The sequence below is a fragment of the Pseudomonas sp. Mb7 genome, from assembly GCF_054790525.1.
This window is the reverse complement of sequence record NZ_CP186501.1, coordinates 3,819,200-3,836,562: the sequence shown is the minus strand read 5'-3', so window position 1 is coordinate 3,836,562 and position 17,363 is coordinate 3,819,200. Positions and strand designations below refer to the sequence as shown.

Genomic DNA, 17,363 nt, shown 5'->3' with positions numbered 1-17,363 from the left:
TGAATGATTGTCGCGGTGGTTGATGCGGTGGACTTATGCTCGGTCCACTCTCAACCGACTACAACAATGAGGTATGCCATGCGTGAAGTGGTGATCGTCGACAGCGTGCGGACTGGCCTGGCCAAGTCCTTTCGCGGCAAGTTCAACCAGACCCGCCCCGATGATATGGCGGCTCATTGCGTCAACGCGCTGCTTGAGCGCAACGACATCGACCCGGCCAGCGTCGAGGATTGCATCGTCGGCGCCGGCTCCAACGAAGGCGCGCAGGGCTACAACATCGGCCGTAACGTCGCGGTGCTGTCGCGTTTGGGCACCGGCACCGCCGGCATGACCCTCAACCGTTTCTGTTCATCGGGCTTGCAGGCGATTGCGATTGCTGCCAACCAGATTGCCTCGGGTTGCAGCGACATCATCGTTGCCGGCGGCGTCGAGTCGATCAGCCTGACGATGAAAAGCGTCAACACCGATCACCTGATCAACCCGCTGCTCAAACAGCAAACGCCGGGCATCTACTACACGATGGGCCAGACCGCCGAAGTGGTCGCGCGGCGTTATGCCGTCAGCCGTGAAGCGCAGGATCGCTATTCATTGCAGAGCCAGATCCGCACCGCTCAGGCGCAGGCTGCCGGACTGTTCAACGATGAAATCGTGCCGATGGCGGTGAAGTACCGCGTCGAGGACAAAAACACCGGTGCAGTGCAGATTCTCGACGGTGTGGTTGATCGCGACGACTGCAATCGCCCGGACACCACCTATGAAAGTCTCGCCGGGTTGAAACCGGTATTCGCTGAGGATGGTTCGGTCACGGCGGGCAACTCGTCGCAGCTGTCCGACGGTGCGTCGATGACGCTGGTGATGAGCCTGGAGAAAGCCTTGCAGTTGGGCCTCAAGCCGAAAGCATTTTTTCGCGGCTTCACCGTGGCCGGTTGCGAGCCGGACGAAATGGGCATCGGCCCGGTTTTCTCGGTGCCGAAGCTGCTCAAAGCCAAAGGCTTGCAGGTGGCGGATATCGATCTGTGGGAACTGAACGAGGCGTTTGCTTCGCAGTGCCTGTACAGCCGGGATCGGCTGGAGATCGATAATGAGAAATACAACGTCAATGGCGGCTCGATTTCCATTGGTCACCCGTTTGGTATGACCGGGTCGCGGCAGGTCGGGCATCTGGTGCGGGAGTTGCAGCGGCGTAATTTGCGTTATGGCATTGTCACCATGTGCGTGGGTGGCGGGATGGGCGCGACCGGGTTGTTTGAGGCGGTTAGCTAAGCCAGAGCATTTTTGTTGTCTGTTCCATTGCTATCGCTGGCAAGCCAGCTCCCACAGGTTTCGTAGCGGTCGCACAAATTGTGTACGCCACTAATCCTGTGGGAGCTGGCTTGCCAGCGATTGGATCACCACCGCTTAGCGACTGGAATTCAGTCCTTGCATCCGCGCGATGTAAGCCTGGATTTCCTTCTCAATCTGTACGGCACTCTCAAACGGCCCCTCAAGGGTATTTTCCCGTGTACTGAAATAAAGTTCACCATTGACCCGACACACCCGGTCGCTGCGAAAGTGCGTAGCAGGTGCTGGGTCCTGCGCGCGCATTGCTAACATGATCGGTCTCCTTGGCGGATGTGCTGGAAGGGATCCAATGAGCTTATGCCTGAAGCACTTGACGCGCCCACCTAGCCGATCAACGGCTGCGCGTCAATTTAATGCTGCGACCTGCACAGTTTCATTCGCGTCCTGGCCTTAACTGTCCCTGTGTGTCGGTTCATGGCGCGCCTAGAATGAGCGCACTTGTCAGCAGGCTTTGGGGTTTCCATGCACATTTCATCGGGTCGCTGGGTGTACGGCTTGTTCCTGGCGCTGCTGACCGCGTTTCTGTGGGGCATCCTGCCGATCAAGCTCAAACAGGTGTTGCTGGTGATGGACCCGGTCACGGTGACCTGGTTTCGTCTGCTGGTGTCCGGTGGCTGTCTGTTTATTTATCTGGCGGTGGTAAAACGCCTGCCCAGTCGCAAAGTGCTGGGTCCCAGGGGTGGTTGGCTGGTGCTGATGGCGGTGCTCGGGCTGGTCGGCAACTATGTGTTGTACCTGATGGGGCTCAATCTGCTCAGCCCCGGCACCGCGCAACTGGTGGTGCAGATGGGCCCGATCATGTTGTTGATCGCCAGTCTGTTTGTGTTCAAGGAGCGTTTCAGTATTGGTCAGGGAATCGGGTTGGCGGTGCTGTTGATCGGTTTCGTGCTGTTTTTCAATCAGCGTCTGGCGGAGCTGCTGACCTCGTTGTCGGATTACACCGCCGGGGTTTTGCTGGTGCTGTTGGCGTCGACGGTGTGGACCTTCTATGCGCTGGGCCAGAAGCAATTGCTGACGGTATGGAATTCGTTGCAGGTGATGATGGTGATCTACCTGTTCTGCGCACTGTTGCTGACGCCGTGGGTGCATCCGCTCGAAGCGCTGAACCTCAGCCCGTTACAGGGCTGGCTGCTGCTGGCGTGCTGTATGAACACGCTGATTGCCTATGGCGCGTTCGCTGAAGCGCTGGCGCATTGGGAGGCGTCGCGGGTCAGTGCGACGTTGGCGATTACGCCGTTGGTGACGTTTGGCGCAGTGGCCATTGCGGCTGGGATCTGGCCGGACTATGTGCATGCCGAGCAGATCAATGGGCTTGGCTATGGCGGGGCGGTGTTAGTGGTGTTGGGTTCGGCGCTGGTGGCGTTGGGGCCTTCGTTGATTGCCGGGCTCAAGGCGCGGCGCATGCGTATGGCTTGAAGATCAAAAGATCGCAGCCTGCGGCAGCTCCTACAGAGGACGCATTCCAATGTAGGAGCTGCCGCAGGCTGCGATCTTTTGCTGTTTAGCCCTTGGCGCCAGCCTCGATCATATTCTCCGGCCGCACCCACGCATCAAACTCTTCATCCGTCAGATAGCCCAACGCCAACGCCGCCTCACGCAAAGTCAGCCCTTCGCTGTAAGCCTTCTTGGCGATCTCCGCCGACTTGTCATAACCAATATGCGGATTCAGTGCCGTCACCAGCATCAGCCCTCGTTCCAGATGTCTGGCCATGACTTCGGCATCTGGTTCCAGCCCGGCAATGCAGTGCTGCTGGAAGTTGCTGCAGCCATCGGCGAGCAGGCGAATCGATTGCAGCAGGTTGTGGATGATCACCGGTTTGAACACGTTCAACTGCAAGTGACCCTGACTCGCGGCAATGCCGATGGTCACATCGTTGCCCAGCACCTGACAGGCGAGCATCGACAGCGCTTCGCACTGGGTCGGGTTGACCTTGCCGGGCATGATCGAGCTGCCCGGCTCATTTGCCGGCAGCCGCACCTCGGCAAAACCTGCGCGGGGACCGGAGCCGAGCAGGCGCAGGTCGTTGGCGATTTTCATCAGCGCCACGGCGAGGGTTTTCAGCGCACCTGACAGGCTGGTCAGTGGTTCGTGGCCGGCGAGGGCGGCGAACTTGTTCGGCGCGGTGACGAAGGGCAGGCCGGACAGCGCCGCCAGTTCTGCAGCAATCGCCTCACCAAAACCATGCGGCGAATTCAGCCCGGTGCCGACCGCGGTGCCGCCCTGAGCCAGTTCACACACGGCTGGCAATGCAGCGCGGATTGCGCGTTCGGCGTAATCCAGCTGCGCGATAAAACCGGAAAGCTCTTGACCAAAGGTGATCGGTGTCGCGTCCATCATGTGCGTACGACCGGTCTTTACCAGTTTCATGTGCCGCGCCGCCAGTTCGGCGAGACCACCGGACAGCTCGGCGATCGCCGGCAGCAGTTGTTCCTGCACAGCCTGGGCGGTGGCAATGCTCATGGCGGTGGGGAAGCAGTCGTTGGAGCTTTGCGAGCGGTTGACGTGATCGTTGGGGTGCACCGGCGTCTTGCCGCCGCGCGGGTTACCGGCCAGTTCGTTGGCGCGCCCGGCAATCACCTCGTTGACGTTCATATTGCTCTGCGTGCCGCTGCCGGTCTGCCAGACCACCAGCGGAAACTGGTCGTCGTGCTGGCCGTCGAGCACTTCGTCGGCAGCCTGCTCGATCAGGCGGGCAATGTCGGCGGGCAAATCGCCGTTACGGTCGTTGACCCGTGCAGCGGCTTTCTTGATCAGGGCCAGAGCGTGCAGTACCGGCAGCGGCATGCGTTCCTGACCAATGGCGAAGTTGATCAGCGAGCGTTGCGTCTGAGCACCCCAGTAGGCGTCGTCCGGGACTTCGATCTGGCCCAGGCTGTCGGTTTCGATACGGCTCATCGTGCACACTCCTGTTGGTCTGTTTGCGCAGTTTAGGCCGGCATCGGCCGTGGTGGTTCCCTCGAACCGATTGTTGACCGGTAAAACCCGGCCAATCAAGCACGGCAAGGCTCGGGGGTTGAGCCACGAGGTTTTTTAGGCGCAGAATGGTCGCCCTTGGGGTTTTACCTCGCCTAGCTGAAAAGGAAACTCGATGACTCGTCTTCGTGCCATCTGCACCGCGGTTGCACTGGTTTGCGCCAGCGGCCAGGTGCTTGCCGATACCGCCAGCCACAACGCCAGTGCTGAAGCTTTCCTGACCCTGGCGCACGCTGACAAGCTGGGCACTCCGGTGTACATGCAAGTGCAGCAAATGTTCGCTCAGCGTTTTGAACAGACCAAAGCCCCGGAAGCCAAGAAAGCCGTTCTGGAAACCTACCAGGCCAAGGCCAACGCCGCCCTGGACCAGGCCATCGGCTGGAACAAGCTCAAGCCTGACATGGTCAAGCTTTACACCAGCAACTTCAGCGAATCCGAGCTGAAAGATCTGGTCGCGTTCTACAAGTCGCCACTGGGCAAGAAAGTCCTGGAAAAAATGCCGCAGCTGACTCAGCAATCGGCCCAGATGACCCAGGCCAAACTGGAAAGCGCCGTGCCTGTCGTCAACAAGCTGCTCGACGACATGACCAAAGAGCTGGACCCGAAAAGCGCTGCTGCGCCGGCCAAGAAGAAGTAAGCGGAGTTCGTGATGACCATGCAACAACGCATCGAATCGACGCTGGCCCTGCTTCAGCCTGAGCACCTGCAAGTGCTGGATGAAAGCCACATGCACAGTCGCGGGTTGCAGACGCACTTCAAGGCCGTAGTGGTCAGCGCGCAGTTCGACGGCCTGAACCGGGTCAAGCGCCACCAGAAAGTCTACGGCACGCTCGGTGAGCTGATGGGCGAGTTCCATGCGTTGGCGCTGCACACCTACACCCCGCAGGAATGGGCAGAGATCGGCGCCGCTCCGGCATCGCCGACCTGTGCTGGCGGCAGTAAGCATTAAGCTTCGGTTTTTTGCTAGAATCCGCAACGCGCCGCTCACCCGGCGCGTTTTTTTTTGAATCCGGTTCACCCTTTGCGAGGGTAGCCACCTGGAGAAATACCCATGACACAACCGATTGTCGTGGCGGCACTGTATAAGTTCGTCACCCTCGAAGATTACGTCAACCTGCGCGAGCCGCTGCTGCAAGCGATGGTCGACAACCAGATCAAAGGCACCCTGCTGATCGCCGAAGAAGGCATCAACGGCACGGTGTCCGGCACTCGCGAAGGCATCGACGGTCTGCTCGCCTGGCTGAAGAACGACCCACGCATGATCGACATCGATCACAAAGAGTCGTACTGCGACGAGCAGCCGTTCTATCGCACCAAGGTCAAACTGAAGAAAGAGATCGTCACCCTCGGTGTCGAAGGCGTCGACCCGAACAAAAAGGTCGGCACCTACGTTGATCCGCAAGACTGGAACGCGCTGATCAGTGACCCGGAAGTGCTGTTGATCGACACCCGTAACGATTACGAAGTATCGATCGGCACTTTCGAAGGCGCCATCGATCCGAAAACCACCAGTTTTCGCGAATTCCCCGACTACATCAAAGAACACTTCGACCCGGCCGTGCACAAGAAGGTCGCAATGTTCTGCACCGGTGGCATTCGCTGCGAGAAAGCTTCGAGCTACATGCTCGGCGAGGGTTTCGAAGAGGTTTACCACCTCAAGGGTGGCATCCTGAAGTACCTCGAAGAGGTGCCGCAGGAAGAAACCAAGTGGCAGGGCGACTGCTTCGTGTTCGACAACCGCGTGACCGTGCGTCACGACCTCAGCGAAGGCGACTACGATCAATGTCATGCCTGCCGCACACCGGTCAGCGTTGAAGATCGCACCAGCGAGCATTACGTTGCCGGCATCAGCTGCCCGCATTGCTGGGACACGTTGAGCGAGAAAACCCGCCGCAGCGCCATCGATCGGCAGAAACAGATCGAACTGGCCAAGGCGCGTAACCAGCCGCACCCGATCGGCTACAACTACAAGCAAGCATCCACCGAGGCTTAACCATGTCTGCGCGCCTGCTCTATGTGATGGATCCGATGTGTTCGTGGTGCTGGGGTTTTGCTCCGGTGGCCAAGGCATTGGTCGAGCAGGCGCAAGCAGCCGGGGTGGAGTTGCATCTGGTGGTCGGTGGTTTGCGCACCGGCAGCGGCTCGGCGCTGGAGCCGACCACGCGTCGCTACATTCTTGAACACTGGCAAGCGGTCACCGATGCCACCGGCCAGGCGTTCAAATTTGACGGCGCGTTGCCCGACGGTTTTGTCTACGACACTGAGCCTGCCTGCCGCGCAATCGTCACGGCGCGCAGTCTGGCGCCGGATTGCGCGTGGAAGTTGGTCGGCCTGATCCAGCAGGCGTTTTACGCTGAAGGCCGCGATGTCACCCAGGCCAGTGTACTGGTCGAGTTGGCGGAGCAGGCGGGTGTGCCGCGCATCGAGTTCGCGGCGTTGTTCGATCATGCCGATCAACACAAAGCCACTCAGGCCGATTTCAGTTGGGTGCAGGATCTGGGCATCGCCGGTTTCCCGACCCTGCTCGCCGAACGCAATGGCCAACTGGCGCTGCTGACCAATGGCTATCAACCGCTCAGCGAACTGTCGCCATTGCTCGGCCGCTGGCTGGAGCGCGCCGCCTGTGCCTGACCTGGCCGATGACACGCCAGCCGTAAAGCGTGTCGACCGGCTGAGCTGGGCAGAAGTCCGGCGACTGGCACTCACTCACAAAAAATCCCTATGGATTGCCAACGGCGTGGCTGTGCTGGCGACGCTGTGCAGCGTGCCGATCCCATTGCTGCTGCCATTGCTAGTGGACGAAGTCCTTCTCGGCCATGGCGATGCCGCGCTGAAAGTCATGAACCATGTGCTGCCGACGATGTGGCAGCAAGCGGCCGGCTATATAGGCCTGATGCTGCTGGTGACCCTTACCCTGCGTTGCAGTTCGCTGTGCTTCGGCGTGTTGCAGTCGCGGCTGTTTGCACGGCTGGCCAAGGACATCGTCTATCGTATTCGCGTGCGTCTGATCGAACGCCTCAAGCGGATTTCCCTCGGCGAATACGAAAGCCTTGGTAGCGGTACAGTAACGACGCACCTGGTCACCGATCTGGATACCCTCGACAAATTCGTCGGCGAAACCCTCAGTCGCTTTCTGGTGGCGATGCTGACGCTGGTCGGCACCGCGAGCATCCTGCTGTGGATGCACTGGAAACTGGCGCTGCTGATTCTGCTGTTCAACCCGCTGGTGATCTACGCCACGGTGCAGTTGGGCAAACGCGTCAAACACCTGAAGAAACTCGAGAACGACAGCACCTCGCGCTTCACCCAGGCGTTGAGCGAAACCCTTGATGCGATTCAGGAGATCCGTGCCGGCAACCGTCAGGGTTTCTTCCTCGGGCGGCTCGGTCTGCGGGCGCAGGAAGTGCGCAACTACGCGGTCAACTCGCAGTGGAAAACCGACGCTTCCAACCGTGCCAGCGGTTTGTTGTTCCAGTTCGGTATCGACATCTTCCGCGCGGCGGCGATGCTCACGGTGTTGTTCTCCGACCTGTCGATCGGCCAGATGCTCGCGGTGTTCAGTTACCTGTGGTTCATGATCGGCCCGGTCGAGCAACTGCTCAATCTGCAATACGCCTATTACGCGGCGGGCGGGGCGCTGGCGCGGATCAACGAACTGCTGGCGCGCGCCGATGAGCCGCAATATCCCGGCGGTGTCGATCCGTTCAAGGGCCGTGACACCGTAGGTATTCAGGTACAGGGCCTGAGCTTCGGCTACGGCGATGACCTAGTGCTGGATCAGCTGAATCTGTCGATTGCTCCCGGTGAAAAAGTCGCGATTGTCGGCGCCAGTGGCGGCGGCAAAAGTACCCTCGTGCAATTGCTGCTCGGGCTGTATACGCCACTGTCCGGCACCATCCGCTTCGGCGGTTCGACCCAGCAGGAAATCGGTCTGGACACGGTTCGCGAAAACGTCGCGGTGGTGTTGCAGCACCCGGCGCTGTTTAACGACACCGTGCGCGCCAACCTGACCATGGGCCGCACCCGCAGTGACGAGGCGTGCTGGCAGGCGCTGGAAATCGCTCAGCTCGAAGCGACCATCCGCGCCTTGCCCAATGGTCTGGACAGTATCGTCGGCCGCTCCGGCGTGCGCCTGTCCGGTGGGCAGCGGCAACGTCTGGCCATCGCGCGGATGATCCTCGCCGAACCGAAAGTCGTGATCCTCGACGAAGCCACCTCGGCCCTCGACGCGGCCACCGAGTACAACCTGCACCAGGCCATGGCGCGCTTCCTCAGTGGCCGCACCACGCTGATCATTGCCCACCGACTGTCGGCGGTGAAACAGGCTGATCGCGTGCTGGTGTTCGATGGTGGCCAGGTCGCTGAAGACGGCGATCATCAGCAGTTGATTGCCGACGGTGGCCTGTATGCCAAGCTCTATGGTCATCTGCAGCAGATCCAGCGCCCTTGAGTTTCGTGCCGGTTTCTGTGCTTAGTGCTTGAATTGCATTAAGTAAAATCACTCGGAACGCCCGTACAGTCCCGCCATTTGCACAATCGACCTAGAGGACGGCAGAGCTGTCCCTTTGACTTGGCGAAAATTAGCCTAGGCTGAGCTGTCAGGAGCGGGATTTTCCGGTGTTCATCTGGCAGTGCTTGCGCAAGGGATCTCATGAAGCAAAAGCGGACTCTCGGAACGCCACGGTTGTTGGGCATCGTCTGGCCATTTATTGCCGTCGTGTTGTTTCAAGCGTTATTGGGCGGCGTGAGTCTTTACGTGCTCTCGGCGGTTCGCGGTTACGTCGCTGGTGAAAGCCTCTGGTCCAAGGGCCAGAAAGACGCGATTTACTACCTCAATCTCTACGCCGACAGCCGTGATGAGGCGATTTTCCTCAAGTACCGCACTGCGATCGGTGTGCCGCAAGGCGGGCATCAGTTGCGTCTGGCGCTGGATCATCAACCACCGGATCTGGCCGCGGCGCGCGAAGGCATTCTAAAGGGTGGTAACCACCCGGACGACGTTTCCAGCCTGATCTGGCTGTACCTCAACTTCCGCCATTTCAGTTATCTGGAAACCGCAATTGACCGCTGGACGGTCGGTGACGCCTACCTGGTCGAGCTGGATGACGTGGCGCAGGAGATGCACCGCAGCATTTCGCAAAACAGTGCCAGCAGCACTGATATCCAGCACTGGAAGGCACGGATTTTCGCCATCAACGATGGCGTGACTCCGGCCGCGAAAGCCTTCAGCGATGCCTTGGGCGAAGGCTCGCGGATGATCCTGCGGCTGCTGCTGTTGACCAATCTCGCCACGGCGCTGGGGTTGATCGTGCTGGCCCTGTGGCGTACGCACAAGTTGCTCAAACAGCGCCATGCCTTTGCCGAGGCGCTGCAACTGGAGAAGGATCGGGCGCACGTTACCTTGCATTCGATCGGTGATGGCGTCATTACCACCGACGTCAGCGGCGCTATCGATTACATGAACCCGGCCGCTGAAGCCATGACCCACTGGAAAGCCGAACAGGCGGCGGGTTTGCCGCTGGCGGCATTGTTCAATCTGCTCGACGACAACGCCCAGTCCGAAGGGCTGACCCTGATCGAGCACATTCTCAGCGGCAAGCTTAGTGGCGGCAGCGAGCACTCGAAGCTGATCCAGCGCCTCGATGGCACGACATTGTCGGTGACCCTGGTCGGCGCGCCGATCCGTAATGCCGGAAAGGTCAGTGGCACGGTGCTGGTCTTGCACGATATGACCCAGGAACGGCAATACATCGCCAATCTGTCGTGGCAGGCCACCCATGACGCGCTGACCGGGCTGGCTAACCGTCGCGAGTTCGAATATCGCCTGGAGCAGGCGCTGCACAATCTCGCGCGCCATACCGGGCGGCATGCGCTGATGTTCCTCGATCTTGATCAATTCAAACTGGTTAACGACACCTGCGGCCATGCCGCCGGCGATGAGTTGTTGCGGCACATTTGTACGCTGCTGCAGTCCGGACTGCGCGAGGGCGATACGCTGGCGCGACTGGGTGGTGATGAGTTCGGCATCTTGCTGGAGAACTGCGCGCCGGATGCGGCGGAAAAGATTGCCGAGGCGCTGCGTCAGACTGTGCAGAATCTGCACTTTGTCTGGAAGGGGCGGCCGTTCCTGACCACCGTGAGCATTGGCCTGGTGCATATCGCACAAATCCCGACGACCCTCGAAGCCTCATTGCGTGCCGCAGATATGGCCTGTTACATGGCCAAGGAAAAGGGCCGTAACCGCGTGCAGGTCTATCACGCTGACGATTCCGAACTGTCCCTGCGCTTTGGTGAGATGGCCTGGGTGCAACGCTTGCACATGGCCCTGGAAGAAAACCGTTTTTGTCTGTACGCCCAGGAAATCGCTCCGCTCAAGTCGGGTGACAACAACGGTGGGCATATCGAGATTCTGCTGCGTCTGCACGATGAAGCCGGGCGGATGATTCTGCCGGACAGTTTCATTCCCGCAGCCGAGCGCTATGGTTTGATGAGTCAACTGGATCGTTGGGTAGTTCAGAATGTATTTAAGGTTATTGCTCAATGTATTGCACAAGAACATCAACAACCTTTAGCAATGTGTGCGATTAATCTGTCAGGCATTACTATAGGAGATGACGCGTTTTTGCACTTTCTGCGGGAACAGTTTGTTAACTATGCAATACCGCCTGAAATGATTTGTTTTGAAATTACAGAAACCAGTGCAATTTCAAATCTGGGCAGTGCAATAAGATTTATTAATGAACTCAAAGGCTTAGGTTGCTATTTTTCGTTAGATGATTTTTGCGCCGGAATGTCTTCATTCGCTTATCTGAAACATTTGCCTGTAGACTTCCTGAAGATCGACGGGAGTTTCGTAAAGGATATGCTGGACGACCCGATTAACCGCGCAATGGTCGAAGTGATCAATCACATCGGGCATGTCATGGGTAAAAAGACAATTGCCGAGTTTGTTGAAACAACCCAGATCGAGCAGGCCCTGCTTGAAATTGGTGTGGATTACGCTCAGGGTTATGTTATAGAACGCCCACAGTTGTTTACCTGCGACAGTTTGCAAAGTCGGCCCGCCAGACCGCAACCGCTGTTATTCAAAGCGCCTGGCACGTTCCGTTGAAGTCTCTCGCCGATCCTTACAATCACAAATCAAAAGGAGCCGAACAGTGATCGACACATTCAACCGAACCGGACCACTCATGGAAGCTGCAAGTTATCCTGCCTGGGCACAACAGCTCATTGAGGATTGCAGCGAGAGCAAGCGCCGGGTTGTCGAACATGAACTTTACCTGCGCATGCGTGATAACAAACTCAGCGCCAGAACCATGCGTCAGTACCTGATCGGGGGCTGGCCGGTGGTTGAGCAGTTTGCGTTGTACATGGCGCAGAATCTCACCAAAACCAGGTTTGCCCGGCATCCGGGCGAAGACATGGCGCGGCGCTGGCTGATGCGCAATATCCGCGTCGAACTCAATCATGCGGATTATTGGGTGCACTGGAGTCGTGCACATGGCGTCAGTCTGGAAGACCTTCAGGCCCAACATGTGCCGCCCGAACTGCATGCCTTGAGTCATTGGTGCTGGCACACCAGCTCAGCCGATTCGTTGATTGTGGCCATCGCGGCCACCAACTATGCCATCGAAGGCGCGACCGGGGAGTGGTCGGCGCTGGTCTGCTCCACCGGCGTGTATGCCGCAGCGTTTCCCGAAGAGGATCGCAAGCGCGCGATGAAGTGGTTGAAGATGCATGCCCAGTACGACGATGCCCATCCGTGGGAGGCGCTGGAAATCATCTGCACCCTGGCCGGGATGAACCCTAGCAAGGCCTTGCAGGCCGAGTTGCGTCAGGCCGTCTGCAAGAGCTATGACTACATGTATCTGTTTCTGGAGCGTTGCATGCAACTGGAGACGTCGGAACGCTTGCTGGTCAACCGAGAGCGCAGGGCGGTAGTCGAGAGCTGATATTCGTCTTCACGCAAAACCAATGTGGGAGCGAGCCTGCTCGCGAAAGCGGTATGCCAGTCAACTCATGGTTGAATGTCAGATCGCATTCGCGAGCAAGCTCGCTCCCACACTGTTTTGTGTTGGTTGAATAGCTTAGCCCGCCATCGCCAGGCGGTTGCGACCTTCACGCTTGGCCACATACAACGCACTGTCAGCGCGGCGCAGCAAGCTGTCGGCCGATTCCCCCGGCAACAACGTCGAGCAGCCCAGGCTCACCGTCAATTCAATCAAATGTCCATCCGCATAGTATTCGGCCGCCTGCGTCGCATAACGCAGTCGTTCGCCGACCATCGCTGCCGCTTCCCGGCTGGTGTTGGACAGCAGCACCAGAAACTCTTCGCCACCGTAACGGAACACCATATCGACGTTGCGCAGTTGCGCCTTGATTGTCGCGGCGATGGCTTTAAGCACGTCATCGCCGGCGCTGTGGCCATGGCTGTCGTTGACCCGCTTGAAGTGGTCGATATCGAGCATCAGCAGCGACAACGGTTGTTGATGTCGGCGAGACATATCGATCTCCCGCTGCAGGGTTTGCTCCATGGCGATGCGGTTACCGGCGCCGGTCAGCGGATCGCGCAGGGCACTCTGAGTCGCCTCGCGATAAAGCAGCGCGTTGCGCATCGGGTACAGCAAGGATGAGAGTAACGACTCCAGCTGACCTTGTTCCGTGTCGTTGAAGCGCTGATTGCGACGGAACACCAGTTCGCCCATGTGCTCGCCTTCGTGGCTCAGGGTATAGCTGATCGAGTGGTGGCCGCGGGCACCGAATTCCAGGCGCAGGTCGCTGCCCTGATGCACGTAGCTGAGCGCGTCCAGGGGCACGAGGCGCTGAACTTCGCGGAAAAACAGACCGAGGATGCGTTGCGGTTCGAGGCTGGTTTGCAGTTGCAGGCTCATTTGCTGGCGCAATTGCGCAAGACTGGCCGGTCGCTCCAGAAGGGGAGGCAGCTGACCAAAGCCCAGGCGTTGCAATTTGGCACTGTCAAAGTCAATTGCATTGGTCTGGGAGGGTGATTTCATATGGCGTGAGCCCCTAAAGCAGTAAGTCTGTCTTACAGGCTGGGTGAGAGCGGCTATGGGCTGCGCGTCATACTGATCCATCAGTCCCGTAGGACATTTGGCGTAAGTTTAGTCTGCCTGAAGACGATTAGTCAGCTATCGAAATCGGCTTTGCCCCACTGCCTTCACACGGCATGCTTTGAGGAAATTTAGAGCGAAAGTCGTGCCATTCGGTTCGGTTTTATTTAAACCGTTTTGAATCAATAAGTTGGCTGATCAAGGGGGAGGAGTGTGCTGGAAAATTGACTGAAATATGACGGTCGCCAGCGGCAAATGCATGCCGCGACAGGAATCTGCCGCGGCAACAAAAGCGACGTATGGCAGTTATTGCGCGTTGAAGGCCTGGCCGTTGATGCCCGAGCTGTCCGGGCCCATCAGGTACAGGTAGACCGGCATGATCTCCTCCGGCGTCGGGTTGTTCAGCGGGTTTTCCCCCGGATACGCCTGGGCGCGCATGCTGGTGCGCGTGCCGCCCGGGTTGATGCTGTTGGAGCGTACCGGCGCGACACCGTCGACTTCATCGGCCAGGGTTTGCATCAAGCCTTCGGTGGCGAACTTCGATACGCCATAAGCGCCCCAGTACGCACGGCCTTTGCGACCGACGCTGCTGGAGGTGAACACCACCGAGGCATCCTGCGACAGTTTGAGCAGCGGCAGCAGGGTGCTGGTCAGCATGAACATGGCGTTGACGTTGACTTGCATCACGCGCATGAAGTTTTCACCGGACAACTGTTCGATCGGCGTGCGTGGACCGATGATCGAAGCGTTGTGCAGCAGACCGTCGAGGTGGCCGAACTCGGTCTCGATCATCGCGGCCAGCTCATCGTACTGATGGGGCAGGGCGGTTTCCAGATTGAACGGAATCACCGCCGGTTGCGGATACCCGGCAGCTTCGATCTCGTCATACACCTGCGTCAGATTGGCCTCGGTCTTGCCCAGCAGCAGTACCGTAGCGCCATGGGCGGCGTAGGTTTTCGCGGCCGCCGCGCCAATGCCACGACCGGCACCGGTGACTAGAATGACCCGATCCTTGAGCAATTCGGGACGAGCGGAGTAATCAAACATAAAAACCTCATCAAGTCAGATCGTTCCCACGCTCTGCGTGGGAATGCAGCCAATGACGCTCTGCGTCAGGTCTCAGCAACTGCAAAGCGCGCTATCGAGCACCTTGCGCAGCTCCGACGGATGATCCACCACCACGTCCGCCCCCCAATGCCGCGGGTTGTCGTCCGGGTGGATGTAGCCGAACGTCACCGCTGCCGTTTTCGTACCGGCATCGCGCCCCGATTCGATATCACGCAGATCATCGCCGACAAACAGCACCGTCGACGGATCCAGATCAAGCATCTTGCACGCGAGGATCAACGGCTCCGGATCCGGCTTGCTGTTCTTCACGTGATCCGGGCAGATCAGCAGCGCCGAACGCTCAGCCAATCCCAGTTGCTGCATGATCGGCTCGGCAAAGCGCAGTGGCTTGTTGGTCACCACGCCCCAGATCAGCTTGGCCTTTTCGATATCGGCCAGCAGTTCACCCATGCCGTCAAACAGCTTGCTGTGCACGGCGCAGCCAACCAGATAGCGCTCAAGGAACTCCAGACGCAGTTCTTCGAAGCCCGGCGACTCCGGGTCCATCGAGAACGTCACCGCAACCATCGCTTTGGCGCCGCCGGAGATCTCGTCGCGGATGTGCTTGTCGTTGATCGGCGGCAAGCCGCGATCTGCACGCATGGCCTGGCAGATGGCGATGAAGTCCGGCGCCGTGTCGAGTAGGGTGCCGTCCATGTCGAAGAGAACTGCTCTGATCGCCATCGGCTTACTCCTCGCGCAGGGTCTGGATCATGTAGTTGACGTCAACGTCGCTGGCCAGCTTGTAGTGCTTGGTCAGCGGGTTGTAGGTCAGGCCGATGATGTCTTTGACGGTCAGGCCGGCCATGCGGCTCCAGGCACCCAGCTCGGACGGGCGGATGAATTTCTTGAAGTCGTGGGTGCCGCGCGGCAGCAGCTTCATGATGTATTCAGCGCCGATGATGGCGAACAGGTAGGCCTTCGGGTTGCGGTTGATGGTCGAGAAGAACACCTGACCGCCCGGCTTGACCATGCGGAAGCAGGCGCGGATCACTGACGACGGATCCGGCACGTGCTCGAGCATTTCCAGGCACGTGACCACGTCAAACTGCTCCGGCATTTCTTCGGCCAGGGCTTCGGCGGTGATCTGGCGGTACTCAACGCTGACGCCGGATTCCAGCTGATGCAGTTGCGCGACCGCCAGCGGCGCTTCGCCCATGTCGATGCCCATTACCGTGGCACCGCGTTGCGCCATGGCTTCGCTGAGGATGCCGCCACCGCAACCGACGTCGAGGACTTTCTTGCCGGCCAGATTGACCCGCTCGTCAATCCAGTTGACCCGCAGCGGGTTGATGTCGTGCAGTGGTTTGAACTCGCTTTCGCGGTCCCACCAGCGATGGGCCAAGGCTTCGAATTTGGCGATTTCAGCGTGGTCGACGTTGCTCATGTTAAATCCTCTAAAACTTTAAAAGTGCTGTAGCCCTGGCGTTTGCGCCAAGGTGTTTACGATTCGGTGTGGCCGCTGATGCGCTGGCCCCAGGTCCGGGCGGTGGCGCCCAGTTGCTCTTCGTCCATGCGCGTCAGGCGGCGGTCGTCGAGCAGTTGCTTGCCGGCGACCCACAGGTGTTTCACGCAATCGCGACCGGTGGCATATATAAGCTGCGAGACCGGGTCATATACCGGTTGCTGGGCCAGGCCGGACAGGTCGAAAGCGACGATGTCGGCAGCTTTGCCAATTTCCAGCGAGCCGACTTGCGCCTCGATCCCCAGTGCGCGCGCGCCATTCAGCGTGGCCATGCGCAGTGCTCGATGGGCATCCAGCGCAGTGGCCGAGCCGGCGACGGCTTTGGCTAGGAGTGCAGCGGTACGGGTTTCGCCGAGCAGATCGAGATCGTTATTGCTGGCGGCGCCATCGGTGCCAACGGCCACGTTGACGCCAGCCTGCCACAAACGCTCGACCGGGCAGAAGCCGCTGGCGAGTTTGAGGTTCGATTCCGGGCAGTGGATCACGCTGGTGTTGCTTTCTACCAGCAACGCCAGGTCGTCATCGCTGATCTGGGTCATGTGCACGGCCTGGAAGCGCGGGCCAAGCAGGCCGAGACGACCGAGGCGCGCTAGCGGACGTTCGCCGCGCTGCTCCAGCGCTTGCTGAACTTCGAAAGCGGTTTCGTGCACGTGCATATGGATCGAGGCGTCCAGCTCCTCGGCAATCACGCGGATTTTCTCCAGGTTTTCGTCGCCGACGGTGTACGGTGCATGAGGACCGAAGGTGATCTTGATGCGTTCGTGGTGCTTCAGATCGCCGAACAGTTCGACGCCCTGACGAATGGCTTCATCGGCGCTGCTGGCGCCCGGAATCGGGAAATCAAGGATCGGAATGGCGATCTGCGCGCGAATGCCGCTGTTGTGCACACGCTCGCTGGCGACTTTCGGGAAGAAATACATGTCCGAAAAACAGGTGATGCCGCCCTTGATCTGCTCGGCGATAGCCAAATCAGTCCCATCGCGAACGAAATCTTCATCGACCCACTTGGCCTCGGCCGGCCAGATGTGATTTTCCAGCCAGATCATCAGCGGCAAATCATCGGCCAGGCCACGAAACAGCGTCATCGCCGCGTGACCGTGCGCATTGATCAGACCGGGGGCGAGCAGCACATCCGGCAATTCCCGGATCTCAGTGGCGTTACACTTCAATGCTTCGGCGCGCGGGCCGATAAACACGATGCGACCGTCGCGAATGCCCAGGCCGTGCTCCTTGAGCACAACACCTGCAGGTTCGACGGGTACCAGCCAGGTCGGCAGCAATAATAAGTCGAGCGCAATGGCAGGTTTCGGCATCGAGGGTCGGTTCCAGTGCTTTTGTAAAGGATGGCGAAGTATACCCGAGCGTCTTCGCGGGGGGATCGCTATAATCGGCGGCTTTTGTTCAT

16 protein-coding genes are annotated in these 17,363 nt (G+C 59.1%); 9 read left to right on the top strand and 7 right to left on the bottom strand.

Features of this window, described 5'->3' with window-relative positions; all coding sequences use genetic code 11:
- Positions 1 to 78 precede the first annotated feature (78 nt).
- Positions 79 to 1,263, top strand: a complete 1,185-nt coding sequence (locus ACOYXH_RS17185; RefSeq protein WP_460409842.1) for a thiolase family protein — start codon at positions 79 to 81, stop codon at positions 1,261 to 1,263.
- Between the two features lie 135 nt (positions 1,264 to 1,398).
- Here ACOYXH_RS17185 and ACOYXH_RS17180 read toward each other — a convergent pair whose 3' ends face one another.
- On the bottom strand, positions 1,399 to 1,593 hold the full coding sequence (locus tag ACOYXH_RS17180) for a DUF6316 family protein (protein ID WP_095125185.1): 195 nt from the start codon (positions 1,591 to 1,593) through the stop codon (positions 1,399 to 1,401).
- A 210-nt stretch (positions 1,594 to 1,803) separates the two neighbouring features.
- Here ACOYXH_RS17180 and ACOYXH_RS17175 point away from each other — a divergent pair, with 210 nt between their 5' ends.
- Positions 1,804 to 2,757, top strand: coding sequence for a DMT family transporter (locus ACOYXH_RS17175; protein WP_095048576.1), 954 nt, complete (start codon positions 1,804 to 1,806; stop codon positions 2,755 to 2,757).
- Between the two features lie 85 nt (positions 2,758 to 2,842).
- Here the strand turns inward: ACOYXH_RS17175 and ACOYXH_RS17170 are convergent, their stop codons facing one another.
- Complete coding sequence (locus ACOYXH_RS17170; protein WP_007908383.1) at positions 2,843 to 4,237, bottom strand: class II fumarate hydratase; 1,395 nt, start codon at positions 4,235 to 4,237, stop codon at positions 2,843 to 2,845.
- 193 nt (positions 4,238 to 4,430) lie between these two features.
- On the opposite strand from ACOYXH_RS17170, the gene ACOYXH_RS17165 reads away from it, so the two are divergent.
- The 7 genes from ACOYXH_RS17165 to ACOYXH_RS17135 all read left to right on the top strand — a co-directional run bounded on the left by ACOYXH_RS17165 (position 4,431) and on the right by ACOYXH_RS17135 (position 12,267).
- A complete protein-coding gene (locus ACOYXH_RS17165) occupies positions 4,431 to 4,952 on the top strand; it encodes a DUF2059 domain-containing protein (protein WP_095048575.1) in 522 nt (173 codons plus the stop codon).
- A 12-nt stretch (positions 4,953 to 4,964) separates the two neighbouring features.
- Positions 4,965 to 5,264 carry a BolA family protein gene (locus ACOYXH_RS17160; protein ID WP_007908388.1) on the top strand — a complete coding sequence of 100 codons (300 nt, stop codon included), beginning with the start codon at positions 4,965 to 4,967 and terminating at the stop codon, positions 5,262 to 5,264.
- A gap of 102 nt (positions 5,265 to 5,366) precedes the next feature.
- On the top strand, positions 5,367 to 6,308 hold the full coding sequence (gene trhO / locus ACOYXH_RS17155) for an oxygen-dependent tRNA uridine(34) hydroxylase TrhO (protein ID WP_095048574.1): 942 nt from the start codon (positions 5,367 to 5,369) through the stop codon (positions 6,306 to 6,308).
- A gap of 35 nt (positions 6,309 to 6,343) precedes the next feature.
- The gene (locus ACOYXH_RS17150; protein WP_176471270.1) at positions 6,344 to 6,946 is read left to right on the top strand and encodes a DsbA family protein; all 603 of its coding nucleotides are present in this window, start codon (positions 6,344 to 6,346) and stop codon (positions 6,944 to 6,946) included.
- Positions 6,939 to 8,765, top strand: coding sequence for an ABC transporter ATP-binding protein (locus tag ACOYXH_RS17145; RefSeq protein ID WP_460065531.1), 1,827 nt, complete (start codon positions 6,939 to 6,941; stop codon positions 8,763 to 8,765). The genes ACOYXH_RS17150 and ACOYXH_RS17145 overlap by 8 nt, the downstream gene beginning before the upstream one ends.
- A 201-nt stretch (positions 8,766 to 8,966) precedes the next feature.
- Entirely contained in the window at positions 8,967 to 11,426 is a 2,460-nt protein-coding gene (locus ACOYXH_RS17140) for an EAL domain-containing protein (protein ID WP_460409841.1), read from the top strand.
- A 79-nt stretch (positions 11,427 to 11,505) separates the two neighbouring features.
- Positions 11,506 to 12,267 carry a TenA family transcriptional regulator gene (locus tag ACOYXH_RS17135; RefSeq protein WP_371857736.1) on the top strand — a complete coding sequence of 254 codons (762 nt, stop codon included), beginning with the start codon at positions 11,506 to 11,508 and terminating at the stop codon, positions 12,265 to 12,267.
- Between the two features lie 135 nt (positions 12,268 to 12,402).
- On the opposite strand, the gene ACOYXH_RS17130 is transcribed toward ACOYXH_RS17135, so the two are convergent.
- The 5 genes from ACOYXH_RS17130 to ACOYXH_RS17110 form a co-directional block, all read right to left on the bottom strand.
- On the bottom strand, positions 12,403 to 13,329 hold the full coding sequence (locus ACOYXH_RS17130) for a GGDEF domain-containing protein (protein ID WP_220556685.1): 927 nt from the start codon (positions 13,327 to 13,329) through the stop codon (positions 12,403 to 12,405).
- Positions 13,330 to 13,692: 363 nt separating this feature from the next.
- Positions 13,693 to 14,433, bottom strand: a complete 741-nt coding sequence (locus ACOYXH_RS17125) for a YciK family oxidoreductase (protein WP_095048568.1) — start codon at positions 14,431 to 14,433, stop codon at positions 13,693 to 13,695.
- A 72-nt stretch (positions 14,434 to 14,505) separates the two neighbouring features.
- Positions 14,506 to 15,177 carry an N-acetylmuramic acid 6-phosphate phosphatase MupP gene (gene mupP / locus ACOYXH_RS17120; RefSeq protein WP_095048567.1) on the bottom strand — a complete coding sequence of 224 codons (672 nt, stop codon included), beginning with the start codon at positions 15,175 to 15,177 and terminating at the stop codon, positions 14,506 to 14,508.
- A 4-nt stretch (positions 15,178 to 15,181) separates the two neighbouring features.
- The gene (gene ubiG / locus ACOYXH_RS17115; RefSeq protein ID WP_093435309.1) at positions 15,182 to 15,880 is read right to left on the bottom strand and encodes a bifunctional 2-polyprenyl-6-hydroxyphenol methylase/3-demethylubiquinol 3-O-methyltransferase UbiG; all 699 of its coding nucleotides are present in this window, start codon (positions 15,878 to 15,880) and stop codon (positions 15,182 to 15,184) included.
- A gap of 56 nt (positions 15,881 to 15,936) precedes the next feature.
- Complete coding sequence (locus tag ACOYXH_RS17110; RefSeq protein ID WP_220556684.1) at positions 15,937 to 17,271, bottom strand: TRZ/ATZ family hydrolase; 1,335 nt, start codon at positions 17,269 to 17,271, stop codon at positions 15,937 to 15,939.
- Positions 17,272 to 17,363 lie beyond the last annotated feature (92 nt).